The organism is Microbacterium sp. 22215 (assembly GCF_052045655.1).
Taxonomy (GTDB): Bacteria; Actinomycetota; Actinomycetes; order Actinomycetales; family Microbacteriaceae; genus Microbacterium; species Microbacterium phyllosphaerae.
Genome location: NZ_JBQEPC010000005.1, coordinates 251765 through 277675 on the forward strand (window position 1 = coordinate 251765; position 25911 = coordinate 277675).

At 68.0% G+C, this 25911-nt stretch carries 25 protein-coding genes; 15 read left to right on the top strand and 10 right to left on the bottom strand.

What is annotated here, in order from left to right; translation table 11 throughout:
• Positions 1-61: 61 nt before the first annotated feature.
• From ACTJKH_RS10880 to ACTJKH_RS10895, 4 genes are all read right to left on the bottom strand, one after another.
• On the bottom strand, positions 62-1603 hold the full coding sequence (locus ACTJKH_RS10880) for a serine hydrolase domain-containing protein (protein WP_440736917.1): 1542 nt from the start codon (positions 1601-1603) through the stop codon (positions 62-64).
• Between the two features lie 10 nt (positions 1604-1613).
• Positions 1614-2195, bottom strand: coding sequence for an ArsR/SmtB family transcription factor (locus ACTJKH_RS10885; RefSeq protein ID WP_440736918.1), 582 nt, complete (start codon positions 2193-2195; stop codon positions 1614-1616).
• A gap of 152 nt (positions 2196-2347) precedes the next feature.
• On the bottom strand, positions 2348-2941 hold the full coding sequence (locus ACTJKH_RS10890; RefSeq protein ID WP_440736919.1) for a TetR/AcrR family transcriptional regulator: 594 nt from the start codon (positions 2939-2941) through the stop codon (positions 2348-2350).
• Positions 2942-3034: 93 nt separating this feature from the next.
• On the bottom strand, positions 3035-4369 hold the full coding sequence (locus ACTJKH_RS10895) for an MFS transporter (RefSeq protein ID WP_440736920.1): 1335 nt from the start codon (positions 4367-4369) through the stop codon (positions 3035-3037).
• 232 nt (positions 4370-4601) lie between these two features.
• Here ACTJKH_RS10895 and ACTJKH_RS10900 point away from each other — a divergent pair, with 232 nt between their 5' ends.
• The 5 genes from ACTJKH_RS10900 (at position 4602) to ACTJKH_RS10920 (ending at position 10677) form a co-directional block, all read left to right on the top strand.
• Positions 4602-6824: a glycoside hydrolase family 3 C-terminal domain-containing protein gene (locus ACTJKH_RS10900; protein ID WP_440736921.1), complete on the top strand. Its 2223-nt coding sequence runs from the start codon at positions 4602-4604 to the stop codon at positions 6822-6824.
• Positions 6825-6913: 89 nt separating this feature from the next.
• The gene (locus ACTJKH_RS10905; RefSeq protein WP_440736922.1) at positions 6914-7813 is read left to right on the top strand and encodes a hypothetical protein; all 900 of its coding nucleotides are present in this window, start codon (positions 6914-6916) and stop codon (positions 7811-7813) included.
• Entirely contained in the window at positions 7810-8559 is a 750-nt protein-coding gene (locus ACTJKH_RS10910) for a spermidine synthase (protein ID WP_440736923.1), read from the top strand. Before ACTJKH_RS10905 ends, ACTJKH_RS10910 begins: the two co-directional genes overlap by 4 nt.
• On the top strand, positions 8556-9395 hold the full coding sequence (locus ACTJKH_RS10915; protein ID WP_440736924.1) for an SDR family NAD(P)-dependent oxidoreductase: 840 nt from the start codon (positions 8556-8558) through the stop codon (positions 9393-9395). The genes ACTJKH_RS10910 and ACTJKH_RS10915 overlap by 4 nt, the downstream gene beginning before the upstream one ends.
• Positions 9396-9675: 280 nt before the next feature.
• Positions 9676-10677 carry a magnesium and cobalt transport protein CorA gene (locus tag ACTJKH_RS10920; RefSeq protein ID WP_210096606.1) on the top strand — a complete coding sequence of 334 codons (1002 nt, stop codon included), beginning with the start codon at positions 9676-9678 and terminating at the stop codon, positions 10675-10677.
• A gap of 11 nt (positions 10678-10688) precedes the next feature.
• Here ACTJKH_RS10920 and ACTJKH_RS10925 read toward each other — a convergent pair whose 3' ends face one another.
• Positions 10689-11147: a cytochrome C5 gene (locus ACTJKH_RS10925; RefSeq protein ID WP_440736925.1), complete on the bottom strand. Its 459-nt coding sequence runs from the start codon at positions 11145-11147 to the stop codon at positions 10689-10691.
• Positions 11148-11188: 41 nt separating this feature from the next.
• Between ACTJKH_RS10925 and ACTJKH_RS10930 the strand changes: the two genes are divergently transcribed.
• From ACTJKH_RS10930 to ACTJKH_RS10960, 7 genes are all read left to right on the top strand, one after another.
• Positions 11189-11914 carry an SGNH/GDSL hydrolase family protein gene (locus tag ACTJKH_RS10930; protein ID WP_440736926.1) on the top strand — a complete coding sequence of 242 codons (726 nt, stop codon included), beginning with the start codon at positions 11189-11191 and terminating at the stop codon, positions 11912-11914.
• Positions 11915-12034: 120 nt separating this feature from the next.
• On the top strand, positions 12035-12775 hold the full coding sequence (locus ACTJKH_RS10935) for a Type 1 glutamine amidotransferase-like domain-containing protein (RefSeq protein WP_440736927.1): 741 nt from the start codon (positions 12035-12037) through the stop codon (positions 12773-12775).
• Positions 12772-14127, top strand: a complete 1356-nt coding sequence (locus ACTJKH_RS10940; protein WP_440736928.1) for an anaerobic C4-dicarboxylate transporter family protein — start codon at positions 12772-12774, stop codon at positions 14125-14127. The genes ACTJKH_RS10935 and ACTJKH_RS10940 overlap by 4 nt, the downstream gene beginning before the upstream one ends.
• 242 nt (positions 14128-14369) lie before the next feature.
• A complete protein-coding gene (locus tag ACTJKH_RS10945) occupies positions 14370-14723 on the top strand; it encodes a PadR family transcriptional regulator (protein WP_440736929.1) in 354 nt (117 codons plus the stop codon).
• A 2-nt stretch (positions 14724-14725) separates the two neighbouring features.
• On the top strand, positions 14726-15097 hold the full coding sequence (locus ACTJKH_RS10950) for a DUF1048 domain-containing protein (protein WP_259160990.1): 372 nt from the start codon (positions 14726-14728) through the stop codon (positions 15095-15097).
• The gene (locus ACTJKH_RS10955; protein WP_440736930.1) at positions 15094-15879 is read left to right on the top strand and encodes an ABC transporter ATP-binding protein; all 786 of its coding nucleotides are present in this window, start codon (positions 15094-15096) and stop codon (positions 15877-15879) included. The genes ACTJKH_RS10950 and ACTJKH_RS10955 overlap by 4 nt, the downstream gene beginning before the upstream one ends.
• Entirely contained in the window at positions 15876-16643 is a 768-nt protein-coding gene (locus tag ACTJKH_RS10960; protein WP_440736931.1) for an ABC transporter permease, read from the top strand. The genes ACTJKH_RS10955 and ACTJKH_RS10960 overlap by 4 nt, the downstream gene beginning before the upstream one ends.
• A gap of 84 nt (positions 16644-16727) precedes the next feature.
• Here the strand turns inward: ACTJKH_RS10960 and ACTJKH_RS10965 are convergent, their stop codons facing one another.
• The 5 genes from ACTJKH_RS10965 to ACTJKH_RS10985 form a co-directional block, all read right to left on the bottom strand.
• Complete coding sequence (locus ACTJKH_RS10965; protein ID WP_440736932.1) at positions 16728-18197, bottom strand: lipase maturation factor family protein; 1470 nt, start codon at positions 18195-18197, stop codon at positions 16728-16730.
• Between the two features lie 163 nt (positions 18198-18360).
• Positions 18361-19278 (bottom strand): glycine betaine ABC transporter substrate-binding protein, encoded by a 918-nt coding sequence (locus tag ACTJKH_RS10970; protein WP_440736933.1) that lies wholly within the window; start codon positions 19276-19278, stop codon positions 18361-18363.
• Between the two features lie 82 nt (positions 19279-19360).
• Entirely contained in the window at positions 19361-20389 is a 1029-nt protein-coding gene (locus tag ACTJKH_RS10975) for an ABC transporter permease (protein ID WP_440736934.1), read from the bottom strand.
• A complete protein-coding gene (locus ACTJKH_RS10980) occupies positions 20389-21693 on the bottom strand; it encodes a quaternary amine ABC transporter ATP-binding protein (protein ID WP_440736935.1) in 1305 nt (434 codons plus the stop codon). The genes ACTJKH_RS10975 and ACTJKH_RS10980 overlap by 1 nt, the downstream gene beginning before the upstream one ends.
• A 434-nt stretch (positions 21694-22127) precedes the next feature.
• Positions 22128-23243 carry a class I SAM-dependent methyltransferase gene (locus tag ACTJKH_RS10985; protein WP_440736936.1) on the bottom strand — a complete coding sequence of 372 codons (1116 nt, stop codon included), beginning with the start codon at positions 23241-23243 and terminating at the stop codon, positions 22128-22130.
• A gap of 61 nt (positions 23244-23304) precedes the next feature.
• On the opposite strand from ACTJKH_RS10985, the gene ACTJKH_RS10990 reads away from it, so the two are divergent.
• Genes ACTJKH_RS10990 through ACTJKH_RS11000 form a run of 3 tightly spaced genes read left to right on the top strand, consistent with a single transcriptional unit; the run spans position 23305 to position 25687 of the window.
• Positions 23305-23961, top strand: coding sequence for a TetR/AcrR family transcriptional regulator (locus ACTJKH_RS10990; RefSeq protein ID WP_210096588.1), 657 nt, complete (start codon positions 23305-23307; stop codon positions 23959-23961).
• On the top strand, positions 23958-24890 hold the full coding sequence (locus tag ACTJKH_RS10995) for an ABC transporter ATP-binding protein (protein ID WP_440736937.1): 933 nt from the start codon (positions 23958-23960) through the stop codon (positions 24888-24890). The genes ACTJKH_RS10990 and ACTJKH_RS10995 overlap by 4 nt, the downstream gene beginning before the upstream one ends.
• Complete coding sequence (locus ACTJKH_RS11000) at positions 24887-25687, top strand: ABC transporter permease subunit (protein WP_440736938.1); 801 nt, start codon at positions 24887-24889, stop codon at positions 25685-25687. Before ACTJKH_RS10995 ends, ACTJKH_RS11000 begins: the two co-directional genes overlap by 4 nt.
• Positions 25688-25911 lie beyond the last annotated feature (224 nt).

Here is a 25911-nt window from a genome sequence, read left to right on the forward strand (position 1 = left end):
AGAGGGAGTCGACGATCGTCGGAGAGGTTCCGCGCCCNGGGCGCGGAACCTCTCCATCACGTCACCAGAGGAAGGTGACACCGACCGCCAGCACCGCGCCGATCACGGCGACCGGCCACCAGAGCCAGGGGCGACGGGGAGGCAGGAAGGGAAGCGGCACCCGCGAAGCGCGAAGAACGAGCACGCCGATCGCGGCGAGCGCGGGGGCGAGAGCGATGCCCCACAGCCACCCGCCGACCGCGAACCAGGGTCCGCTGTGCCAGAGCAGCAGCAGTCCGAAGGTCGCCCAGATCAGATCGCTGACCGACGGCAGCAGCCCCTTCGCGCGGAACGAGCGGAGCAACGCGATCAAGCCGAACAGCAGGGCGAGCCCGAAGACGCCCCACGCGACCGTCTGTGACGGAGCGTCGACCTCGGCGATCGGCGCACCGGATGCATACGACAGCGCGATGTAGTCGGCGGGGGCCACAGTGTTCGACAGCGCGATGAAGGCGGTTCCGGCATCCCGGTCGAGCGTGAGCATCGTGCGGAAGCCTGCGGTGCCCCCGTTGTGCCACGTCTGCAGGCCCTCGCCCGAGAAGGATGCCGAGGTGATCCACCCCCAGCCGATCTCGGCGCCTTCACCCATCGGCGCGGTGGGTTCAAGCGCCGCGGCGCCGGGTGCTGTGCCGTCGAGGTTGGCCTGCGCCCAGAGCGCGAGGTCTGCCGCCGTCGTGAAGGTCGACGACCCCGCCGGCAGATATCCCTCTCCCCACCACCGCGGAGCGGGGACGCCGTTGATCAGGAACCCGGGCACGGCATCGGCCGGAACCTCGTCGGCGGATGCCGCGACGACCGTGTCATCCATGCCGAGCGGACCCGTGATGCGCTGCTCGAGCAGGGTCGCGTAGTCGCCGGCATCCGCCGCCTCGACGAGCGCCGTGCCGAGCAGCGACACGGCGAAGTTCGAGTAGAGCGAACCCTGATCGGGGTCGACCGGCGCCACGGCCGCATCGGCGATCAGCTGCTCGGTCGTGGTGGTCGCGTAGGCGTTCTCATTGAGCAGCACCCCGCTGACCGCTGCCTCGGCGGCCGTGGCTCCGAGACCAGGCAGGCCCGACGAGTGCTGCGACAGCGAGGCGAGCGTCACGTCACCCGCTTCAGTGCCCTCGAGTTCGGGCAGGTGCTGGGCCAGAGTGTCGTCGGGGCTGACCTCGCCACGATCGATCGCCTCGGCGAACAGCGCCCCGGTGAAGGTCTTGGTGATGGATCCGAGTTCGAACACCGTGTCGGCGGTGGGCGCTCCGGGGTTGCCGGGGTCGGCGTCGCCGAGACCGGCGAAGACCGCGCCATCCGGACCGATCTCTGCGACCGAGAGAGAGCGGAAGCTGTCGAAGCTGCCGGGAAGAGAGCGGATGCGTTCGGCGAGACCGGGATCACCCGCCGTCGATGCGCTCACGGTCTGGTGCTGCGGGCCGATCGCGGCACCGACCGCGACACCCACGATGGCGGCGGCACCGATCACGGCGAGGATGGCGCGGGTCGGGCGGCGGCGCGGTGTCTCCGATTCGCTCACGCGAACCTCGGAGTCGATGGACGTCGGGGATGTCGAGGGGGTGGTCACGGTGGGCTCCTCAGCTCGAAGCGATCATGGTCAGGACGAGAAGGGGCACGACGCGCGCCGCGGGCACCTCGTAGTATCCGCGGCGGGGCGAGACGAGCCAGCCCGCACTGACGAGCTGACGCAGGTGGTGGTACAGCTGACCGGACGACGCGAGATGCTCGAGCTGCAGCAACTCGGACGTGGTGTGCGCACCGCGCATCACCTGGCGGACGAGTTCGATGCGGGCGGGGTGACCCAGCGCCTCGAGGGGGCGGGCCAGATCACTCCAGTCCTCCGACAGCAGGCCGTCGGCCATGAGGCCGTACTGCCAGCGGACGGGACCTGCGGCCGTCTCGACCGCACCGGCCATCATGACTGCGCCCGGGGCGCGACGGCCGAGCTCGTTGACGAACCAGAGCGGGTCGTCAGAGCCGGCAGACGCGGCATCCGGAGCATCCACGGGCGCGTGCTCGCCGGCAGACCCGGCATCTCCTTCGCGGGCCGTATCCACGGCGAGGGCAGCTGCCGGTTCGGCCAGAGCGGAGAGCCGCGCGACCTCCTGCTCGAGGTCGGCCAGTCGGCGCTCGATCGCACTCGCGGTATCCGGTTCCATGACTCGAACCTATCAAAAGTTCGTAATTACGGAAAACCACCTGAAGGATGTTCCCCACGCACGCACGGCGCGACGGTCGTCGAACGACCCCTTGCACAGCCGCCGAGAGCGCGCGCAGGCTCACTGATCGTAAAGCGTCAGGCGGAGAACGGTCAGGCGACGACGACAGGCCAGGATGCCGCGCGGATGCCCTGCCAGAGCCGGGACAGACGGTCCGCCATGTCGATCGACGGGTCGAGCAGCCATTGCACCTGCAATCCGTCGGCGGCGGCGATGACGAGATCGGCGACGTACGCAGTGTCGACGTCGGGCCCCATCAGCTCGGCGGCCTGCTCCTGCTCGACAGCCTCGACCATGAGGCCGCGCACCCAGGTGAAGCGCTCTTCGAAGAACGCTCGGGCGAGATGGCCTTCGAGAGTCGCTTCCGCGGAGTACTCGACATACAGCCTCACGAGCCCGGGCACGGTGGCGTTGTGCGCGATCACGTCGAGAAAGCCCTGGAACCCCTGCTCCGGCGAGTAGAACTGCTCATGGTCGCGCTCGTCGCGCGCTCGGAGGACCTCGAGGAAGAGCTCTTCGCGAGTGCTGAAGTAGTGCATCAGCCCTGGCTGCGTCAGCCCCACACGCGCAGCGATCTCACGGTTCGACGCCTTGCGGGTTCCCTGCTCGGCGACGACCTCGAGCGCGACGGCGAGGATCTCGGCACGCTTCGCCGCGCCCTTCGCGTACTGCCCCCGTCGTGCCATCACGTCAGTCTAAGAGAATCCGATGAACGGCCAAGTGGGGCCGCGGAGACCGGATGCGCCCCCGAGGCGTCCGATCTCCACTCCCCTTCCCCGCTACTTCACGCTCTTGATCGGGAAGATCACCACAGCGCCTATCAGAGCCGCGACCGCGCAGACCGTGAACCAGACCGTGTAGTCGGCACCACTGGCGCCGCCGGTCGCCGCCAGGACGAACCCTCCGATCAGAGGAGCGACCGTCTGCGGCAGCGCGTTGGCGATGTTGAAGACGCCCAGGTCCTTGCCCGAGTCATCCGGGTTCGGCAGCACGTCGACGACCAGCGCGAGGTCCACGCCGACATAGATGCCGTAGGCCGCGCCGAGCAGAAGCTCGAGCACGTAGTACGACGGGACGTCCTGGATGAAGATCAGCGCGAACGTGCCGAGGGCGAAGAGCACGGTCGACGTCCACACGAAGATCTTGCGCCTGCCGATCCTGTCCGAGATCTTGCCCGCGATCCACGCCGTGACCACGAGGGCCGCCGTGTAGACGAGTGTCGTGTTCGCGATCAGGAGGCCGATCTCCTCTTCGGGCACACCGAGGTGGAAGCCCATGTAGGCGAAGCGGAAGGTCGTGAACCCGAAGCTCGCGAAGGTGATGAGGAACCGCGACCACCACGCCAGCGCGAAGTCCGGGTGCGCGACCGGGCTGACCCAGATCGTCTGGACGATCTCGCGGAAGCTGATCCTCGGTGGCTTGACCGGGAGCACCCGATCGGGCAGCACGATCGCGAAGACGACCATGGCGATGATCGCCAGGATCGCGGGGATCACGAACACGATGAAGAGGCTGAACGAGAACCAGCCGGCGACGTAGACACCGCCGACGATGCCGAGGTTCTGCGCGATGCCGAGGCCCGCGGTGATCGATCCGCGCTGGAACTTGGGCACCTGGTCGGCGATCGTCGCGACGAACGGCGCGAGCGTCATGTTGGCGCCCAGCTGCGCGATCGCCCAGCCGATCGTGGCGACGAGCAGGCTCGCGCCGGTCGCCATGAAGACGAATCCGATCGTCATGATCACTGTGCCGAGGACGATCCAGATCCGGCGTCGCCCCCATCGACTCGTCGTGCGGTCGGAGACCCGGCCGAACACCACGTTCGCGACGGTGGCGAAGAACGCCCCCACCCCACCGAGGATCGCGGATGCGGTGTTGAAGCCCGCAGCGCCCTCGGCGATCGCCCCCGCGTTCTGCAGGTCCGTGATCTTCAGACCGATACCGACGACCGCCGGCCCCAGCAGAGCGACGAAGAAGATGAACTGGGCGATGATCAGCCAGGCGACGTATCCCTTCTTCGCGGGCTCTGTCGGTTCCTTGAACCAGTGATGCTCGCGGGCGACTGCCGTCGCCGTCGTCATTCCCGACGGCGTACCCGCTGCGGAACCGCTCATGCCTGCCTCCTTCGGCCGGTGGGAGTCGGAAGGCATCGCCACACTGCGAAATGCCGGAGTTTCGCTCCCGTGGCTGAAAACCTAGACCGTTCAGGTTTTCAGTGCAAGTGATTTCTTCGCAGATGTCGACGGCGCCTTGTGAAACAAAACCTTCACAGATAAAGTTTTCACATCGAGCGGATGCCGCACACCCGACGCGGCCCGATCCGGCTCAACGGCGAGAGGGAATCACATGTCCGAGCCCACCGGCGCACGCGCCCGCGACCTCAGCCTCGAAGAGAAGGCGGCGCTCACCAGCGGCGCGGACTTCTGGACGACCAAGAGCATCGATCGCGTCGGCATCCCCTCGCTCATGCTGACCGACGGACCCCATGGCCTGCGCAAGCAGGGCGGCGACACCGATCACCTGGGCCTCGCCGGCAGCATTCCCGCGACCTGCTTCCCGCCCGCCGTCGGACTCTCGGCGAGCTTCGATCCCGAGCTCGCCGAGCGCGTCGGAGTCGCGCTCGGCGTCGAGTCGGCCATCGAGGACGTCACCGTCATCCTCGGCCCCGGTATCAACATCAAGCGCTCGCCCCTGTGCGGACGCAACTTCGAGTACATGTCGGAAGACCCGATCGTCTCGGGTGCGATGGGAGCCGGGCTCGTGCGCGGCATCCAGTCGCAGGGCGTCGGCTCGTCGCTCAAGCACTTCGCCGCGAACAACCAGGAGACCGACCGCCTGCGGGTCTCGAGCGACGTCGACCCGCGCACGCTGCGCGAGATCTACCTGCGCGGATTCCAGCGGGTCGTCGAAGACGCCCAGCCGTGGACGATCATGTGCTCGTACAACCGGATCAACGGCGTCTACGCGTCCGAAGACCCGTGGCTGCTCACGACCGTCCTCCGCGACGAGTGGGGTTTCGAGGGCATCGTCGTCTCGGACTGGGGCGCGGTCAACAGCCGCGTCGCCGGCGTGATCGCGGGCATGGACCTCGAGATGCCCGGGAGCAGCGGACGGACGGATGCCGAGATCGTCGCCGCCGTGCAGGACGGCAGCCTCGACGAGTCGGCCCTCGACACCGTCGTCGACCGCCTCATCGACCTGGAACGCAAGGCGCAGTCACGGCCGGCGGCATCCGGCGTGCTCGACGTCGATGCCCACCACGCTCTGGCCCGCGAGGTCGCCGGACGCTCGATCGTGCTCCTGCGCAACGAAGGCGGCATCCTGCCTCTGCAGCCGTCGGCGAACCTCGCCGTGATCGGCGAGTTCGCGCGCACGCCTCGGTTCCAGGGCGCGGGGTCGTCACAGATCAACCCCACTCGCGTCGACACGGCTCTCCACGAGATCCGCGCGCTCCACGGCGCCGACGTCTCGTTCGCCGCCGGGTACACGATCGGCGAGGACGCGGATGCCGACGCTGCGGCGCTCCGCGATGAGGCCGTCACCGCCGCATCCGCCGCCGATGTGGCCGTCGTGTTCCTGGGTGTACCCGCGCACGAGGAGTCCGAGGGCTTCGACCGCGAGCACATCGACCTGCCTGCCGCGCAGCTGGAGCTGCTCGACGCGGTGCTCGCCGCGAACCCGAACGTCGTCGTCGTGCTGTCGAACGGCGGGGTCGTGGCCCTGCCGTTCGCCGACCGGGTGCCGGCGATCGTCGAGGCCTGGCTGCTCGGCCAGGCGGGCGGCGGTGGCACCGCCGACGTGCTGTTCGGCGTCGTGAACCCCTCAGGCCGGCTCGCCGAGACCATCCCGCTGCGCATCGAGGACACCCCCGCCTTCGGGACATTCCCCGGAGAGCACGGCCACTCGCTCTACGGCGAGGGCCTGCTGGTCGGATACCGCTGGTACGACGCACGGCGCCTGCCGGTGGCCTTCCCGTTCGGGCACGGCCTGTCGTACACGACGTTCTCGTACGGCGAGGCGACGGCATCCGTCATCGACTCGGGCGACGTCGTCGTCACGGTGCCGATCACGAACACCGGGGCGGTCGCGGGCCGAGAGGTCGTGCAGGCGTACACGAGCCTTCCCGGATCGTCGGTGCAGCGCGCGCCGCGCGAGCTCAAGGCCTTCGCGTCGGTGCTGATCGAACCGGGAGAGACCGTCCAGGTCGAGCTGCGTCTTCGCCGTTCGGAGCTGGCGTACTGGGACACCCGCGTCGACCGCTGGATCGTCGAGAGCGGGGACTACGTCATCGACCTCGGGTCGTCGAGCCGCGAGCTGCACGCGCGCACGACCATCTCGATCACGGGTGACGAGGTCGTGCTGCCCGTGAGCCTCGGATCGTCCTTCGACGAGCTGCTGAGCGACCCCGTCGTGGGTGCGGAGTTCACGGCGGTCATCGCCGAGAAGTTCGGATCGGAGGGCGACGAGATGCTCAAGATGCTCGGCAACTTCCCGGTCGGCCGCCTCGACGGCTTCCCGCTGCCTCGCGCCGAACTCGTCGCACTCGTGGAGCGCGCCCAGCGCGGCTGAGGCGGATCGGGCGCAGCCCCCGCATCCGAAGCTGTGCCCGGCCGGGAAGCCGCGACGCCGTCGAGCCCGAGAAGTAGGCTGAGTCCATCATGGAACCCTTCTTCGCGTGGCTCGGCACTGTGCCCTGGTGGATCATCTTCCCCATCATGGGTGTCGCCGGCGGTGCGGCGAAGGCGTGGGAGCGCAATGCGAAGCGCCGCCATGAACGGCGCCTCGAGACGCTGCGGCTCAAGGCCGAGATCAAGACCGCCCAGCTCGAGGCCCGCGGAGGTCACGCGCGGCGGATCGGCCCGGCTGTCGTCGACACCCGGGCATCCGTCGCCCCGAACGCCCTGCTCGAGCGCCTGTTCGCCGAGCACGACGAGATCACGGCGCGGTGGCTCGACTACGAGCTCGACGTCGCGAAGCTCATCGCCTTCCCCGCCATGAGCGACGGGCGCCAGCCGCTGGTCGCCGCGTTCCTGAGGGCGAAGAAGACGGCGGATGCTCTGCGACCGCTGTCGGCCGAGGCGACCGTGACCGTGACCGAGCAGCAGGTGTCGGAGTACCTCGACGCGGTGGGCGCCTACGCCGTCGCGTTCGAGATCGCCGAGAAGGATGCCCGGCGCCTGCGCGACTCGACCTTCACCGAACCCGAGCGCAAGCGCCTCGACCGCGCGCAGCAGCTGCTCAAGGTCGCCGTCGACGAATCGGCCACGCAGGCCGAGCGCAACGTCGCCTACCGCCGTGTGCGCGACGAGCTCGAGGGGCTCATCCTGCTCAGCGACGAGGCCGTGCAGGTGCTCGAGAAGCAGGTCGCCCGCGAGCTCCCCGCCCATCCGTCGGCCACGCAGGCCGCGCCTTCCGCAGCCCCTGCGGCCGCACCCGAACCGGAACCCGAACGGATCTTCCTGCCCTCTTCGACGAGTTCTCCCGCGCCGCCGACCGCAGCAGCAGCGCCCGCACCTGGGCCTGCGAACACGACGGACGACCGGGAGGACCGGCAGTGATCACGAGATTCGAGGAGCTCGACTGGCAGGAGACGCCGATCGGCGAGCTGACGTTGCGCCGGCGCACCGAGCCTGCGGTCGGCCAGGAGATCTACGAGGTCAAGCTCGGCGACGAGTACCTCATGTCGAGCCTGTTCACGGTGGCGGAGGAGGAGCTCTCGAACCTGGGCCTGGCCGCTGTCGACGGCGATGATCTCTCGGTCCTGGTCGGTGGTCTCGGACTCGGATACACCGCGGTCGCGGCGCTGCGCGACGATCGTGTCTCGTCACTCACCGTGGTCGATCGGCTCGGTGCGGTGATCGGCTGGCACCGGAGGCTGCTGCTGCCCGTGTCGGCGGAACTCGTCGAGGATCCGCGCACGAGCCTGGTCGAAGACGACTTCTTCGCCCTGGTTCGGACAGCACCCCCGGAAGACCACCGCGGATACTCCGCGATCCTGCTGGACGTCGACCACTCGCCGCGTCACCAGCTCGATCCGACTCACGCGGACCTCTACACCGCGGCCGGCCTGCGCTCACTCGACCGGTACCTCGCTGTCGGCGGGGTCTTCGCCCTGTGGTCGGATGACCCGCCGGATGACGAGTTCATGGTCGAGATGCACGCCGTGTTCGATGACGCCGTCGCCCACGTGGTCGACTTCTCGAACGCCGTCACCGGCGGCACGTCATCGAACACCGTCTACGTCGCGCGCAGTCGCGGTGGGCTGGAGACGACGTCCGGGTCCGCACCGAGGTCGGCCTCGTGACCCCGAAGACGATCGTCCTCACCGGCGCATCCGACGGCATCGGCGCGGCATCCGCACGTCAGCTCGCGGCATCCGGTCACCGGCTGATCCTGGTCGGACGCTCGCCCGAGAAGACCCGTGCCGTGGCCGCAGACACCGGAGCCGAATGGTTCACCGCCGACTTCGCCCGGCTCGATGACGTGCGCGAGCTGGCGACGAAGATCGCGGATGCCGTGGGCGACGGCGGCATCGACGTGCTCGCGAACAACGCGGGCGGCATCTTCGGCGATCAGACCCCGACGGTGGACGGCTTCGAGAAGACGCTGCAGGTGAACCACCTCGCACCGTTCCTGCTGACGAACCTGCTGCTCCCCCATCTGCGCACGGGCCACGCGGCGATCATCAACACCTCGAGCGTGGCCCACCGCCTGTTCGGTCGCATCGACATCGATGACCTCGACAACCGCAAGAACTTCAGCGCGAACAGGGCCTACGGCGACGCGAAGCTCGCGAACGTGCTGTTCACGAAGAGCCTGCACACGAAGTTCCACGGCGAGGGGCTGACCTCGGTCGCCTTCCACCCGGGAACGGTGCAGACCAACTTCGCCTCGGACTCGAACACGCTCATGCGGTTCGTCTACCGCACCCCGCTCAAGCGCCTGCTGCTGATCAGCAGCGATAAGGGCGGCAGCACGCTGAGCTGGTTCGTCGAGGGCACGCCGGACGAGACCTGGATCTCGGGCGAGTACTACGACGAGCGGGTGCTGACCCGCCGGGTCAACCCCCGGATCGAGGATGCGCCGCTGGCCGAGGCCCTGTGGCGCAAGAGCGCCGAGCTCGTCGGAATCGACGCCTGACCGCCTCCGACGCGCATGGATCGAACGTCCAGCACGCAGGAGTATGCTGGCACACCGGGTCATGTGACCCGTTCAGAGCGCGAGAGGCGGTGATGGCGATGTCCGGTGATAGTTGCGACGCCGCCTTCGTTGCGTCGCGTCTGACTGCATCCGTGCGTTGAGCTCCCGCTCCGCACCTGCACGTCCTGCTCCGCAGCCGTCGGCGGCGTCTTCCGCCCCCTGACGAATTCTGCGCATGCCCTCTCTGACTCGGCGTGCGCCTGCGAGAACGGAGCCAGCCATGGCCCTCATCGACAACGGCGTGTACGTCCACGGACGTCGCGTGGAGACACCGAAGAACCTCGACGAGACCTACCGGTCGCTCGACGCGCACGGCGGCATCGCCTGGATCGGCCTCTACCGGCCGAGCCCCCAGGAGGTCACCTCGGTCGCGCGCGAGTTCGACCTGCATCCGCTCGCCGTCGAAGACGCGCTCTCGGGACACCAGCGCTCGAAGGTCGAGCGCTACGGCGACACGCTCTTCGCCGTGCTGCGCCCCGCGCGCTACCGCGACGAGCAGGAGTCGATCGAGTTCGGCGAGCTGCACCTGTTCGTCGGTCCTGACTTCGTGGTGACGATCCGGCACGCGGAGTCGCCCGACCTCGCCGGTGTCCGCCGCCGCATGGAAGCTCACCCCGAACTGCTCGCGATGGGACCGGAGGCGGTCTTCTACGCGATCCTCGACGAGGTCGTCGACGGCTACGAGCCGATCGTCACCGGACTGCTGAACGACATCGACGAGATCGAGGACCAGCTCTTCGGCGACAGCGACGACGACGCCCTCTCGCGGCGCATCTACGAGCTCTCTCGCGAGGTCATCAACTTCCAGCGAGCAGTGCACCCGCTCGCCGGGATGCTGGAATGGCTGCGCCGCGGCTCGGAGAAGTACCGCATCGACGAGGAGCTGCAGCGCTCGCTGCGCGACGTGCTCGACCACGTCATCCGTGTCAACGAGCGGGTCGACTCGTTCCGCGCGATCCTCGAGAACGCCCTCACGGTGCATTCCGCCCTGGTCGCACGTCGGCAGACCGAGGCGGGGCTGGCGCAGAACGACGAGATCAAGAGGATCTCGTCGTGGGCGGCGATCATCTTCGCCCCGACGCTCGTCGGCACCGTCTACGGCATGAACTTCGACGTCATGCCCGAGCTGCACTGGGTGCACGGCTACCCGATGGCGATCGGCGCGATGGCCGCCTTCGCGGTCGCCCTCTACGGGGTGTTCAAGTACAAGAAGTGGCTGTAGGCCCGGCAGGCTCAGCGATCGCGCACCTCGATGCTCGCCACCTCGAGCTCGTCATCGAGCTGCACGAGGATCCGGGAGTCGGGGAACTGCTTCGGCGCGTCGAAGGCGATCAGGACGGCGTCGGCGAACACGACGACGGAGGTGGCCTCGAGGTCGTCGCGCAGGTCGGTCTGCTCGATCACCGGCTCGTCGTCGACCGCCTCGTCGATGTCGTCGGCGACCTCGTCGATCACCGCACGCCACCGCGTCTCGGACACCGACAGGATGCGGGTGATCGCCGCGAGCAGGGCGTCGACGTCGAGATTCTCCTCGTCATCCTCGAGCTCGGGATCGACGTTGACCGTGACCGCCGCGCCGGCCGCGTCGATGGTCGCCCGACCGTAGACGAGACCGTTCTCGGCGACGGGGTCATCGAGCAGACCGCTGTCGATGATGCGGGCGAGGAGGTCGTCGAGCAGCGGAGAGGCCATGAGACCAGTCTTCCACCGACGCCGCCGCTAGTCTTTAGGGCGTGCCGAACGCCGAGTCCCCCGCATCCGCCGCATCCGATCTCCGCCGTCTCCGCGACGCGCTCGCAGGCACCGACCCGCTGAACTGGGTCATCACCGGCGACTCGATCACGCACGGACTCGTGCACACGCAGGGCGGACGCAGCTATGCCGAGCACCTGCACGAACTGATCCGCGGCGAACTGGGACGCACGCGTGACGCGGTCATCAACACGGCGATCAGCGGGCACCGCATCACCGACATCCTGGGCGACTGGGACCGGCGCATCGCATCGTGGACCCCCGACGTGGTCACGCTGATGATCGGCACGAACGACATGGCGACCGGACCGGGGCAGGTCACGGTCGAGCCGGCCGAGTTCGCCGCCTCGCTGCGGGAGTTCGTCACCCGTGCACGCTCGGCGGGCACGATCGTCGTGCTGCAGACCCCGCCGTCGATCGACATCCCCAACGCGCCGGGACGCGAGCGGATCATCGCCTTCGCGGATGCCGTGCGCGAGGTCGCCACGTCAGAAGACGTGATCCTCGTCGACCAGCACGCGCGCTTCACCGAGCTGGGCAACGGCGGCGTGCCGTGGGGGATGATGAACGATCCGTTCCACCCGAACGCCGCGGGCCACGCGGCCCTCGCGCTCGAACTCGCGAACGCCCTCGACATCTGCCCGCAGCCCGGCAACGACCGTGTGCGGCCGCTGCTCGAGGCGCGGGTCGCGGCCGCTCGCCTCTGAGCCGCCCGGCCCCCACGTCGCCCGCCCCTCCGCAAGTCACACTGGCGCATCGGTTCGTATACCAGTAGCTTGAGCCGCATCCGAAGTCGTACCGCGGGGGAGCGATGAAGGGGGGACGCCATGTCTCACGTGGTGGCAACAGGTGCGGGCAAAGCGATGATGGAGCGCCGGAACGACCCGACGCACGACTACATCCTCGGACTCACTCGAAAGAAGAGACCTCGAGTGCTGTTCGTCGGTACCGCGACGGGTGACGACGCGGCGTACATCGTGAGCTTCTACTCGACCTACGACTCCGACCGGTGCGCGCCGCATCACCTCCCCCTCTTCCACCGGTCGGTCGACGACCTCGCCGGTTTCGTGAAGGGGTTCGATGTCATCCATGTCGGCGGCGGCAACACCGCGAACATGCTCGACGTCTGGAAGCGACAGGGTCTCGATGAGATCATGCGCGAGATGTGGGAGGACCCCGACTCGAACGTCGTGTTCACCGGAGGCAGTGCCGGCGGCATCTGCTGGTTCGAGGGCGGCACGACCGACAGCTATGGTCCGACCCTGCAGGTGCTCCCCGAGGGCCTCGGATTCCTGCACGGCAGCTTCTGCCCGCACTACGACGCCGAGGACCAGCGTCGACCGCTGTTTCACGCTTCCCTGCTCAGCGGCGAGCTCGCCACCGGGTACGCGGTCGGCAACCTGCAATCGCTGCACTTCGAGAACTCGGAGTTCGTGACCGCGATCAGCCCGGTCGAGAACGCGCTGGCCCTGCGCGTCGAAGCCATCGACGGCAAGATCGTCGAGACCGAGCTGGCCACCGAGATCCTCACCGGCTCTGGTCCCATCACGAAGGGGCCGTCGTCGTGAACGACAACGTCTGGATCCTCATCGCCCAGCTGATCGTCGTCATCCTCGCGATCTACATGGGCACCCGCACCAGCGGGATCGGCCTGGGCGTCTGGGGACTCGTCGGCGTCGCCGTGCTCATCTTCGTCTTCGGAGAAGCCCCCGGCAACGCCCCCGTGGATGCCGTCTTCATCGTCATCACGGTCATCACCGCCGCATCCACGATGCAGGCCGCCGGCGGGATCGACTGGATGGTGTCTGTCGCCGCCAAGGTGATCAGGCGCCGACCGAGGTCTGTGGTGTTCCTCGCACCCGCGATGTCGTTCCTCTTCACGGTGGGCGCCGGCACGGGGAACATCTTCTACCCGCTGCTGCCCGTCATCTACGACGTGTCGTACCAGCAGAAGATCCGCCCCGAACGGGCGCTGTCGGTCTCGGCCGTCGCCTCGCAGGTCGGCATCCTCTGCTCCCCCGTCTCGGCCGCGACCGCGTCGATGGTGGTGCTGCTGGCGCCCCAGGGCGTCGACCTCGGCGGACTGCTGCTGATCATGTGGCCGGCGTCGATCGCCGGCCTCTTCGTCGCCGCGCTCGTGATGATGCGGCACGGCAAGGATCTCGAAGACGACCCGGAGTTCCAGCGCCGTCTCGAGAGCCACCAGATCCAGCCACCCGTCGTCGACGCGCACGACACCAAGCTGCCGCGCACCGCCGTGCTGTCGGCCGCGCTGTTCCTGATCGGCGTCGGCGTCATCGTGTTCTTCGGGCTCTTCGAGGGGCTGCGTCCGGTGATCGGCACGGATGACGCCGGCGACCCCGTTCGTCTGAGCGTGACCGTCATCATCGAGGTCGTGATGGGCATCATCGCCGCTCTGATCTTCGTGTTCTGCAAGGTCAAGGCCGCAGAGGTGCCGAAGCAGCCGACGTTCCCCGCCGGTATCGTCGGTGCGATCGCCCTGTTCGGAATCGCGTGGCTCGCGAACACGTTCGTCGCGGCGAACCAGACGCTCATCGTCGACGGGCTGGGCTCGGTGGTCTCCGGATCGTCGGCGTTCCTCGGGGCGCTGCTGTTCGCGCTTGCCCTGTTCGCGGTCGCGATGCTGACGACGAGTCAGTCCAGCGCGACCAACGCGATCGTTCCGATCGGCATCACGATCGGGCTGCCGGCGCCGCTGCTGGTCGGCCTCTGGCCGTCGACGATGGGTATCTACACGCTGCCGGCCAACGGCAGCCAGGTCGCGACCGTGGCGTTCGACCAGACCGGTACGACGAAGATGGGCAAGTTCGTCTTCGACCACTCGTTCCAGCTGCCGAACCTCGTCTACGTCGGCGTCGCGATCATCGTGGGCGTGGTGCTCTCCTTCCTGTTCTCGTGACGTGAGGGTCCGCTGACATGCCGGAAGCCGTCGACCGCACGGCCCCACGCGAGTGGCGGCGGGGCGGTCGGCCGCGAGACTGAGCCCGCCCGCGGTTCGCTCAGCGTTCTCCGGCCCGCTCCGGTCTCCCGACCCCAGCCGAGAAAGTTCAGTATTCGGTGTTGCTAAGTACCGGTACTCGGTGTTACTTTGTACCGGTACCCAGCAACACTGAGTACCGAACACAACGGAAGGAGGTCCTCATGGGCAAGCAGATGACCGAGATGCTCAAGGGCACCCTGGAGGGCATCGTCTTGACCCTCCTCGCTGAGCAGCCGGCATACGGGTACGAGATCACCACACGCATCCGTGATCACGGCTTCACTGAGATCGCCGAGGGCACGATCTACGCCCTGCTCGTGCGCATCGAGCAGAAGAAGCTCGTCGACGTCGAGAAGGTCCCGAGCGAGAAGGGACCGCCCCGCAAGGTGTACTCGCTGAACGCGGCGGGCACGCAGGAGCTCGAGGAGTTCTGGAAGACCTGGAGCTTCCTCGCGCAGCACATCGAACGACTCAACACGAACAACACCGACAGCACCACGAACAAGGAGAACTGACCATGGCCGCGAAGTGGATCGAAGCGCTCACCGGATCGCTCGAGCAGAAGAAGCAGTACCGCGATGCCAAGAAGCGCATCGACGCCCTCCCCGAGCCGTACCGCACGGTCGCGAACGCGCAGCACCGCTACACGATGTACTACGGGGGCATCACCGACGGCGACATCCTCGTGCAGATCTTCCTCGACCTCGCCGACCTGTGGGAACGCGCCGCCATCGACGGCACCCCGATCGACGACATCGTCGGCGACGACGCCGTCTCGTTCGCCGAGACCTACGCCGAGGCCTACGGCGGAACCCACTGGATCGACAAGGAACGCGCCCGCCTGAACAGCGCGGTCGCCGACGCGAAGAAGAAGGGTCCACGATCATGAACGCACCCGCCATCGCCGTCCGCGGCATCGAGAAGTCCTACAAGGATCTCCACGTCTTGCGCGGCGTCGACTTCGAGGTCGAGAAGGGATCGATCTTCGCCCTCCTCGGGTCAAACGGGGCCGGCAAGACCACGATCGTCCGCATCCTCTCCACGCTGCTGACCTCGGATGCCGGCATCGCCACCGTGCAGGGAATCGATGTCGCCGCCGACCCGGTCGCCGTGCGTCAGCGGATCAGCCTCACCGGCCAGTTCGCCGCGGTCGACGAGATCCTCACCGGTCGCGAGAACCTCGTGCTGGTCGCGAAGCTGCGGCATCTGCCCGAACCGGGGATCATCGCCGACGACCTGCTCACCCGCTTCCGACTGACGGATGCCGGTGGCCGCAAGGTCGGCACGTACTCCGGAGGCATGCGCCGTCGCCTCGACATCGCCATGAGCCTCGTCGGACACCCCGAGGTCATCTACCTCGACGAACCGACCACCGGCCTCGACCCCGAGGCCCGCATCGAGGTGTGGGACGTGGTCACGGAGCTCGCGAACACCGGCACGACCGTGCTGCTCACCACCCAGTACCTCGATGAGGCCGAGCATCTGGCCGACCGCATCGCGATCCTGCACGAGGGTCGGATCATCGCCAACGGCACCCTCGCCGAGCTCAAGCGACTGCTGCCCGCCGCGAAGGTCGAGTACGTCGAGAAGCAGCCCACCCTCGAGGAGATCTTCCTCACCCTCGTCGGCACCACGTCGACCGCCGAACCCGGAAAGGAGAACGCAGCATGAGCACGCACGTCGTCGCCGACACCGCGACACTCACCGGCCGCTCGATGCGGCACATCTTCCGCAGCACCGACACCATCATCACCACGGCGGTCACTCCGATCGCGCTGATGCTGCTGTTCGTGTTCGTCTTCGGAGGGGCGCTCAAGCAGAGCATCGGCTCCGAGAACTACGTCAACTACCTGCTCCCCGGCATCCTGCTGATCGCCGTCGCGTCGGGCATCGCCTACACGGCGTACCGCCTGTTCAACGACCTCCAGAGCGGCATCTTCGAGCGCTTCCACTCCATGCCGATCGCCCGATCGAGCGTGCTGTGGGCCCACGTGCTCACCTCGCTCGTCGCGAACGGCATCACGCTGGCGATCATCTTCGCCGTCGGGTTCCTGTTGGGGTTCCGCACCGGAGCGGGCCCCCTCGCCTGGCTCGCCGTCATCGGCATCCTGCTGCTGTTCACCCTGGCCCTCACCTGGCTGGCGATCATCGCGGGGCTGAGCGCAAAGACGATCGACGGGGCGACGGCGTTCTCGTATCCGCTGATCTTCCTGCCGTTCATCAGCTCGGCCTTCGTGCCGACCGACACCATGCCCGGACCCGTGCAGTGGTTCGCCGAGAACCAGCCGGTCACGTCGATCGTGAACACCATCCAGGCGCTGTTCGCCGAGAAGCCGGTCGGCACCGACATCTGGGTCGCTCTCGCCTGGTGCGTCGGCATCCTGATCGTCGGCTACGTCTTCGCGATCATCGCCTACCGCAAGAAGGTCAGTTGAACGTCTGCAGTGAGACGGAACGCTCCGTCCGGGCCCCGCGCCCGGCCGGGGCGTTTCGCCGCGCTCGGCGTGGGACCTCGGGGATCAGCGCAGTCCGAGCGGGCCGAGTACGACGGCCTGTCGCGTGCGCACCCAGACCACACCGTCCTGCCGCTTCTCTTCCCTCGTGGCGAAGCGGTAGCGATACGACACGGCACGCACCCACCGGGGCCGCTCGCCGTCGAAAGGATCGGTGCGCAGCAGGGCGAGCGTCGGAGCATCTGCCTCGAGCAGCCGCAGCAGGAACACCGTGAACCAGTCATCGAGCGAGCGCCCGAGCGGCAGGAACCACATCAGCCAGTCGAGCCGCAGATGGTACGGCGCGAACTGGCGAGGGATGCGACGCACGTCGCCCGGCTTGCCCTTGAACTCGTACTCCTGCCAGAGCAGACCGTCGTCGCCGACCGACCCCTCGACGACGATCTCGATCCGCTCCTTCGTCACCGTGCCGAACGCGCCGTACGCGTTGGCGAGCTGCCAGCGGTTGAAGCTCGCGTTCATCGCCTGACGCCGCGCGAACAGGTTCCTCAGCGCCGGCCAGCTCACCACGAGATACAGCAGCCCCACCGCTGCGGTGATCACGAACCAGTAGAACGGGATGCCCGGCCACGCCGCCTCTGCGACCGATGCGTCGATCGGCCGACCCACCCCGGGGAGCCCGATCACCGAGAACGCGACGACGATCGTCACCCAGTTAAGCCAGGCGAAGTTTCCCGTCGCCACGAGCCACAGCTGTGTCGCGATCATGATCGCCGCGGCCACGGCACCGACGATCTGAGGCACCGGGCCTGGCATCCAGATCGACGCGATCGGCGCGAACACGAAGAAGGGCACCACGAGCTGCGCGACGTGATTGCCGACGACCTCACCCCGGTGGAACCACCGGGGCAACAGGTGCGCCTGTCGACTGAGCGGCCCCGGCATCGGCTGGGTCTCATGGTGGTACGTCAGGGCGGTGAGGTCGCGCCACTCCTGGCCACCGCGGATCTTGATCATGCCGGCACCGAACTCCACTCGGAACAGCAGCCACCAGAACAGCACGATCACGACGGTCGGCGGCGGCTGGTCGTTCGAGCCGAGGAACGCGGCGAGGAACCCCGCTTCGAGCAGCAGCATCTCCCAGCCGAACGAGTAGAACGTCTGCCCGATGCTGACGATCGACATGTACCCGAGCCACAGCGCGAGGAAGCACATCATAGGCACCCAGGGCGGGCCCCACTGAGGGATGCCGACGAAGAGGACTGCCGAGAGGGTGATCCCCGCTCCGCACAGCACCGCGAGCCGCCGGTCGGAATACCGGATGCGCAGGAAGAGCGTCGGATGCAGCATCCGCCGCCGTTCCCTCTCCTCACCGATCCAGTCGAGGAGCATCGGGGCCGGCAGAAGTCCATGCTCGCCAAGCAGCGGTCGGAACTGGTTCAGGCTCGACAGGAACGCGACGAGGTACAACGCCGCGATGCCCCGCTGCAGGACCTCCCGGGCGAACCCGAAGTCGACCGCCGCGAACCCGTCCACGAGCACAGGCTACGCCCGGGTCGAGCGGCCACGGAGGGGGTTGCGCGTTCGCATCGTAAGGAGGAGCCCGAGGAGGTCGGACACAGCGATGGGCGGAGGATCCGCATCGGATCCTCCGCCCATCGGAGTGATGTCCGCCCACCGAGGAGCGAGCAGGGTCAGGTCAGCTGACGACCCAGTCGAACTCGTCGCCGTGCTCCTCGAGCCAGGCGTCGATGGCATCCGCTTCCTTGCCCTCGCCGTACTCGTTCACGACCATGTCCTCGAGCGAGCCGTACTGCTCGTCATCGAGCTTGATCTGCTCGATCAGCTCGGCGGCCTCGGGGAACTCCTCTGCGAAGCCCTTCGTGCCGAGGAAGTGCAGCGCCTCGGACTCGCCCATGGCACCCTTGGGGTCTTCGAGGTCCTTCACGGGGAAGGCGTCGTTGGCCCAGAACGGACGCCACAGCGTGACGACGATGTCCTCCTGCTTGTCGGTCGCGGACTTCAGCTCGGTGAGCATCGCCGCGGTCGACGAGGTGACGAGCTCGTACTCGCCGTCGAGACCGTACTCGGGCATCATCTTCTGGGTCTGCGCGGTGAGGCCGGCGCCCGGCTCGATGCCGTAGATCTTGCCGTCGAGCTCAGCGCCCTTGCCTGCGAGATCCTCGATCGAGTTCAGGTCGGAGTACTCCGGAACCGCGAGGGTCAGCTTCGCGTTGTCGTAGTACGCACCGAGGTCCTCGATGTCGTCGCCGTAGGTGTCCATGTACTCGGCGTGCGTCAGCTCGGGCCACGCCGACGGGTACATGTCGACGTCGCCCTGGGCGAGGCCGGTATACAGCGGACCCGCCTCGGTCAGCGTCTTCATCTCGACGGTGTAGCCGATCTTCTCGAGCTGATCCTGCAGCAGGTACGCCGTGCTGAGGCCGTCGGTCCACGAGGGCAGGAACCCGAGGGTGATCGTGCCCTCGTCGCCCGATCCGGTGTCTCCACCGCCGGTGCCTCCACCGGTGCCGCCCATGCCGTCGCCGCTGCATCCGGCGAGGGTCAGGGTCGCTGCGGCTCCGATGGCCGCGATCGTCAGGAACTTCTTCTTCATGTGTGTCTCTCTCGTTCCGTATATATGGGTGCTGTGTTGCTGTGTACTGCGGTGTCGCGTGTTCTCTTGTGGGAGGGATGAGTCAGTGCACGCCGCCGCCGACGGCGGTGCGACGCGGGGATGCCGTCTCGCGATCGGCCGCGTCTGCCGCGGCCTTCGAGTCGGCCGCGTCGGCCGAGACCGACGCGGATCCGGATGCCGTCGACTCCGCCTCGGCGGATGCCGCCTCGAGGCGCTTCTGCGTGCGACGACGCGCGAGCAGACCGAGCAGCGACGAGCGGTTGCTGCCGAGATCGCCCAGGGCTGCGGTGACGCGGTCGAGGAAGACCGCGATGAGCACGACGCCCAGACCTGCCTCGACACCCTTGGCGATGTTGATGGTCGAGATCGCCTCGACGACGATCTTCCCGAGGCCGTCCGCACCCGCCATTCCGGCGATGACCGCCATCGACAGCGCGAGCATGATGACCTGGTTGACGCCGGCGAGGATCGTGGGCATCGCGAGCGGAAGCTGGATGCCGCGCAGGATCTGACCCGGCTTCGCGCCGAACGCCTGACCGGCCTCGACCGTCTCGGAGTCGACTCCGCGGATGCCGAGCTCGGTGAGTCGCACGCCCGGGGGCAGCGCGAAGATCACGGTCGCGACGAGCCCGGGAACGACGCCGATGCTGAAGAACACGATCGCGGGGATCAGGTAGACGAACGCCGGCATGGTCTGCATGAAGTCGAGCACGGGTTTGAGCACCGCGCGCACAGTGGCGTTTCGGGCCGACCAGATGCCGAGCGGCACCGCGATCAGCACGGCGATCACCGCGGCGACGAGCACGAGGGCGAGCGTCTGCATCGCCGGAACCCACAGGCCCATGGCCACGATGAGACCGAACGACACGACGGTGCCGATCGCGAGCTGCCAGGAGCGCACGAGCCACGCGATGAACGCGGCGATCAGGATGATGACGATGAAGTGCGGGCTGAGCAGCGCGCGGGTGAGGCCGTCGACCAGGAAGCTGACGACGAACGAGATGACGTCGAGCAGACCGTCGAGGTTCGTCTTGATCCAGTCGACGCCTGTGGCGACCCAGCTGCCGAGGGGAATGCGGAAACCATCCATCAGCGCACCTCCTCCGTCGTCGCGGCGGCCGGCTGGGTGTCGGCCGTCCATCCGTCATCGAGCACTGCATCGATCTCGGCCTGCGGCATCGGCAGAAGCGGCAGGGTGAGCTCGCCGGTCGCGCCCGGGCCGGGGCCGAGGGCTGCGAGCAGGGTGATGCGGGGGATCACGCCGACGAGGCGGCCCTCGGCATCGACCACGGCCAGCGGCAGCGGCGACTCGACCGACGGGATGAAGAGGTTCATCAGGACTTCGTCCTTGCTGACGCTCTGCGGCACCGGCTTGATGATCGACTCGAGGGTCGACACGCCCTTGCGTACGAGCTTGACGGCATCGCGGTCGGTGACGATGCCGAGCAGCTTGCGGTCGCGACCCGTGACGTAGGTGGCCGACATGAACGCGTCGCGCATCTGGCGCAGCGCCGTGCGAGGGCCGGCCGTCTCGGCGACGACCGGACGAGGGCGCTCCATGACGTTCGCGGCGGTGAGCACGCGGGCACGGTCGACGTCCTGCACGAACTGCTCGACGTAGTCGTTGGCGGGGTCCGTGAGGATGTCCTCCGGCGTGCCGATCTGCACGATGCGACCATCGCGCATCACGGCGATGCGGTCTCCGAGGAACATGGCCTCGTTGAGGTCGTGGGTGATGAACACGATCGTCTTCTGGAGCTTCTCCTGCAGTTCGAGCAGCTGCTCCTGCATCTCGCGACGGATCAGCGGGTCGAGGGCGCTGAACGCCTCGTCCATGAGCAGGATGTCGGAGTCGGCCGCGAGCGCACGGGCGATGCCCACTCGCTGCTGCATGCCGCCAGAGAGCTCGGACGGCAGTTTGTCGGCCTGGCCCTCGAGACCCACGAGCGCGAGGATCTCCTCGGCCTTCTTCAGGCGCTGGTCCTTGCCGACGCCCTTGAGCTCGAGCGGGTAGGCGACGTTCGCGGCGACCGTGCGGTGGGGCAGCAGGGCGAAGTGCTGGAACACCATCGAGATGCGGTCGCGGCGGATCTCGCGCAGACGCGACGACGGGATGCCCGTGATGGGGTCGCCGTTCACGACGACGGATCCGTCGCTCGCCTCGTGCAGCCCGTTGAGCATGCGGATGATGGTGGACTTGCCGGAGCCGGAGAGCCCCATGATCACGAAGATCTCACCCCGGTTGACGGTGAAACTGGCGTCGATGACGGCGGCGGTTCCTGCGTCGCTGACCGCGGATCTGCTCTCACCGGCCTTCAGTCGACGGACGGCACTGCTCGGATTCTTCCCGAACACTTTGAACAGATTGCGCGCTTCAAGAGCGATTTCGGACACGTTTCCCCTGCGGCTCGCCTCTGCGGCTGAGCCTGCTTCGGTTACGCCCGGGTGATGTTCTCAGGGCCGTTTCGAGTGCATGCTGTGGCGGCGCGGACGGCGGATTTCGGATCCACCGCGATAGAGCATCGACCGTACGTCCACGCCTCTTCGCAGCACAGCACATTCGAAAGAAGGACGTGGTCGCGGACTGGTCTTCGGGCCGTCAGGCCCACCAACCAACGTAACGAAATGGCCGGTCAGGGGCAAATCCTTGGATTGCACCGGTATTCAGTTCCGTCGGCTGACCGGGGGATTGTGCGGGTTTCGGCCATGCGACGCGCCGGGGTGCCGGCTGGTGTTTCCAGTCGGCCATTCGCGTCCGCGTCGGCCCGATCCCGAGCATCCGGCCGCGGGAAGCGCATATGGCCGAACGAGGCGCACGCCAAGGCGGGTCAGCGACGGATGCTGCGCGTCACGGTGAACTTCGGAGTGCGCTCGAGCTGCTCTGTGGCGCCGACGAGACGGGTCAGTTCGGCACGGTATCCGAGCGACGAGTTGAAGACCGTGAAGAGCTCGCCGCCGGGGCGGAGGATGCGGGCGGCGGCCTCGAACAGACGCGTCGCCGCCCCGGTGTGCACGCTGCTGCCGAGGTGGAAGGGCGGGTTGAGCAGCACGACGTCGGCGCTCGCGTCGGCGAGTTCGGATCCGGCGTCGTCGTGCATCACCGTGACCCGATCGGCGACACCGTTCGCTGCCATGGTCGCGCGAGCCGAGGCCACGGCTGCGGCCGACCGGTCGGTGGCGATGACGCGCGCATCGGGGTGCGCGAGGGCGTAGGACGCGGCGAGCGCACCCGTTCCGCAGCCGAGGTCGACGACGGTCGGAGTCGGCGTCGACGGCCCGCCGTCGACGCCGAGCACCTCGAGCAGCACCCTCGTGCCGATGTCGAGCTTGGCACCCGCGAACGCGCCGCCGTGGGCGGCTAGGGTCAGTCCGTCGTGCTGTGCCACGACAGGAAACGGCGGTTCGGGGGGCACTGTCCGCGGTTCGCTCGCGACGACCAATCGTGACTTCCGTTCGGCCCGCTGCGCCTGGACCTGCGCGAAACCGCGTCCGAGCACCTCGTTCTGCGCGATGGTCATGTGCTTCACGCGGCCACCGGCGACGAGCACGACGTCGGGCGCGGCCCAGCGCGCCACGGCATCCGTGATCTCCTCGAGCTCGGCGAGCGCCTTGGGCAGCTGCAGCAGCACGAGTCGCGCCCCATCCAGCAGTGTCGCATCGAGCTCGTGCGACGAGAATCCCGCGAGCTCGAGCTCTTCCGCATTGCGAGCGAGGGCCCGCCGTCCCGTCGCGAGATCCTGGTGCACCCGCACGCCGTCGAGGCCGGCAGAGATCAGCGCCAGCGTGATCGCCCCGTACTCGTCGCCGATCACCGCGACCTCGTGTCCGTCGATCCCGAGCGACAGAGCGCGCTCGACGAGCAGCAGGTCTGTCGCGTCGTGAGCCTGCAGATTGTCGGCCTCGACGTCGGGCCAGCGGCGCAGGCGGCTGTAGGGGAAGTCCACGTCTCAAGACTACGAGCGGTGCCTCTTGACGGAGGCTGAACAAGTGTTTAGTCTGCTGTACATGCGTTCAGCTCCTGACGATCTCACCGCACGTGCCCGCATCCGCGACGCCGCGATCGGCGCCTTCGCCCGCGACGGATTCGATGCGACCAGCATGCGGACGATCGCCGCGCAGGCCGGTGTCAGCGCCGCGCTGATCGTGCACCATTTCGGCGACAAGAATGCACTCCGCACCGAGTGCGACGAGCACGTGGTCAGCGTCTTCATCGACGAGGAGCACGACCTCATCGAGGCTCCGACCGGCGACCGCATCCGTGCCGCCCTGCAGGATCTCGACCGCTACGGCACGTACGTCGACTACCTCTCGCGCATGCTCGTCGACGGCTCGCCCGCGGCAGACCGGCTGTTCGACAGCTTCCTGGGCAGCACCCGCAGTATGCTCGCCGAACAGAGCGAGGCGGGGATGCTCGAGCCCCTGAGCGACCCCGAGATGACGACGTTGCTCGTGACGCTGATCGGCCTCGGACCCGTCGTGATGCGCAGTCAGATCGCGCGCGCCCTGGGCACCGACCAGCTGAGCCCCGCAGGGCTGCTCCGCCTGACGCTGCCCACGCTCGAGCTGCTCACGCACGGCATCTACTCGACGACTGCGCTGCTCGACAGCGCCCGCGACGCACTCACGCCACAGGGAAACGCCTCGGAAGGAGACGAATCATGACCGACACGATCGAGATCGACCGTCTGCACAAGCGCTACGGCAGCCGCATCGCGCTGCACGAGCTCGACCTGCACGTGCGACCCGGAACCGTCTTCGGACTCATCGGCCCGAACGGCGCCGGAAAGACGACCACGCTGCGCACGCTGGTCGACATCATCCGACCGTCGTCGGGCAGCGTACGGATCCTCGGCGAAGACCCCCGCCACGGCGGCGCGGCACTGCGTCGACGCATCGGGTACGTGCCCGGCGAGCTTCACCTCAAGGGGCGATCGAGCGGCCACCGGATGCTGTCGTTCTACGCCCAGGTCTCGGGCAGCCGCGACGCGGCCACCACCCTGCGCACCGGTCGCGATCTCGCCGATCGCCTCGGCGTCGATCTCTCGCGTCCCGTCCGCACACTGTCGAAGGGCAACAAGCAGAAGGTCGGACTCATCCAGGCGTTCATGCATCGACCCGAGCTGCTGATCCTCGACGAACCCACGAGCGGCCTCGACCCCCTGGTGCAGCGCGAGTTCCTGCAGATGGTGCGCGAGGCGAAGGATGCGGGGCAGACCGTGCTGCTCAGCTCGCATGTGCTCAGCGAGATCCAGCAGACGGCCGACGAGGTCGCGGTGCTCGCGAACGGCCGGGTGGTCGCCGACGGCGACGTCGCCTCCCTGCGGCTGGGCTCGATCCGACGGGTGCGCGTCGAGCTCGCTACAGCGGATGCCGAGGCAGCCCGCGCCACCTTCGACCGAGTCCCGGGTCTCAGCGGCATCGACGCGAGCGACGCCGACGGCATCGTGCAGCTGTCCGGCACGATCGACGGCGCGATCGACCCGTTCATCAAGGCCCTCGCCCCGTTCGAGGTACGCGACCTGACGGTCGAGGAGCCCGACCTCGAGGAGTCCGTGCTGCGGCTGTACGGCGACTCGGCGGTGCAGCGATGAACGGCATCCTGCCGGTGTTCCGGCGCACCCTGCGCGACTCGTGGCGGAGCCTTCTCGGCTGGACGGTCGGACTCGCCGCCGTGCTGTTCCTCTATCTGCCGCTGTATCCGAGCATCGGGGGCAACGGGCAGATGCAGGACATCATCGACGCCCTCCCGAAGCAGCTCGTCGAGACCATCGGGTACGACCAGATCTCGAGCGGCGCGGGGTACACGCAGAGCACGTTCTACGGCCTGATGGGCTTTCTGCTGCTCACGATCGCCGCGGTGATCTGGGGTTCTGCGGCGATAGGCGGGGCAGAGGAGAGCGGACGCGCCGAACTCGACCTCGCACACGGCATCGGACGCGGTCAGTACGCACTCGAGTCGGCGCTCGCGGTGCTCGTTCGGCTGGTCTGGCTCGGCGCGTTCTCGGGCGTCGTCGTTTGGGCGTTGAACGACTCCGCCGAGCTCGGGCTCGTGGGCTGGCGGATCATCGGGGCCAGCGCCGCGCTCACCGGACTCGCCTTCCTCACGGCATCCGCCGCGCTGCTCGCGGGAGCCGCGACCGGGCGCAAGGCCTGGGCGACCGGGGCGGGCGCGGGTATCGCGGTGGTCGGATACATCCTGCAGGCACTGGCGAAGCAGTCGAAAGACCTCGACTGGCTGAACGCCCTCTCGCCCTACGCCTGGGTCTACCGGCAGTCACCGCTCGCCGAGGGCGTCGACCCCGGCGGCCTCGCGCTGACCTGGGGAATGGCGCTGGTGTTCGTCGCGGTGTCGGCCCTCGCGCTGCGCGCCCGCGACCTGCGCGGCTGACGTCTCGGACGGAAGGGCGGATGCTGCGGCATCCGCCCTTCTTCGCGTCCGCCCCCACTCCGCACCGCGCCGCGCGCGCCATGCGGGGTCACTTCCGCACCGGACTCAGGCTTCTCCGCTGCTTAACTGACCCCGCGCACGACTCGGCATCGGCTGGGCGGGTGGTGCCACGCGTGCGAGGTCACTTTCGCACCCGAAACAGCGTTCTGCGGTGCGCAATCGAC

Bases quoted from the DNA above. Each gene is read 5' to 3' on its own strand.
- ACTJKH_RS10885 (WP_440736918.1), bottom strand. From the start codon at position 2,195: ATGGAACCGGATACCGCGAGTGCGATCGAGCGCCGACTGGCCGACCTC.
- ACTJKH_RS10890 (WP_440736919.1), bottom strand. From the start codon at position 2,941: ATGGCACGACGGGGGCAGTACGCGAAGGGCGCGGCGAAGCGTGCCGAG.
- ACTJKH_RS10895 (WP_440736920.1), bottom strand. From the start codon at position 4,369: ATGAGCGGTTCCGCAGCGGGTACGCCGTCGGGAATGACGACGGCGACG.
- ACTJKH_RS10900 (WP_440736921.1), top strand. From the start codon at position 4,602: ATGTCCGAGCCCACCGGCGCACGCGCCCGCGACCTCAGCCTCGAAGAG.
- ACTJKH_RS10905 (WP_440736922.1), top strand. From the start codon at position 6,914: ATGGAACCCTTCTTCGCGTGGCTCGGCACTGTGCCCTGGTGGATCATC.
- ACTJKH_RS10920 (WP_210096606.1), top strand. From the start codon at position 9,676: ATGGCCCTCATCGACAACGGCGTGTACGTCCACGGACGTCGCGTGGAG.
- ACTJKH_RS10925 (WP_440736925.1), bottom strand. From the start codon at position 11,147: ATGGCCTCTCCGCTGCTCGACGACCTCCTCGCCCGCATCATCGACAGC.
- ACTJKH_RS10935 (WP_440736927.1), top strand. From the start codon at position 12,035: ATGTCTCACGTGGTGGCAACAGGTGCGGGCAAAGCGATGATGGAGCGC.
- ACTJKH_RS10945 (WP_440736929.1), top strand. From the start codon at position 14,370: ATGGGCAAGCAGATGACCGAGATGCTCAAGGGCACCCTGGAGGGCATC.
- ACTJKH_RS10950 (WP_259160990.1), top strand. From the start codon at position 14,726: ATGGCCGCGAAGTGGATCGAAGCGCTCACCGGATCGCTCGAGCAGAAG.
- ACTJKH_RS10955 (WP_440736930.1), top strand. From the start codon at position 15,094: ATGAACGCACCCGCCATCGCCGTCCGCGGCATCGAGAAGTCCTACAAG.
- ACTJKH_RS10960 (WP_440736931.1), top strand. From the start codon at position 15,876: ATGAGCACGCACGTCGTCGCCGACACCGCGACACTCACCGGCCGCTCG.
- ACTJKH_RS10970 (WP_440736933.1), bottom strand. From the start codon at position 19,278: ATGAAGAAGAAGTTCCTGACGATCGCGGCCATCGGAGCCGCAGCGACC.
- ACTJKH_RS10975 (WP_440736934.1), bottom strand. From the start codon at position 20,389: ATGGATGGTTTCCGCATTCCCCTCGGCAGCTGGGTCGCCACAGGCGTC.
- ACTJKH_RS10990 (WP_210096588.1), top strand. From the start codon at position 23,305: ATGCGTTCAGCTCCTGACGATCTCACCGCACGTGCCCGCATCCGCGAC.
- ACTJKH_RS10995 (WP_440736937.1), top strand. From the start codon at position 23,958: ATGACCGACACGATCGAGATCGACCGTCTGCACAAGCGCTACGGCAGC.
- ACTJKH_RS11000 (WP_440736938.1), top strand. From the start codon at position 24,887: ATGAACGGCATCCTGCCGGTGTTCCGGCGCACCCTGCGCGACTCGTGG.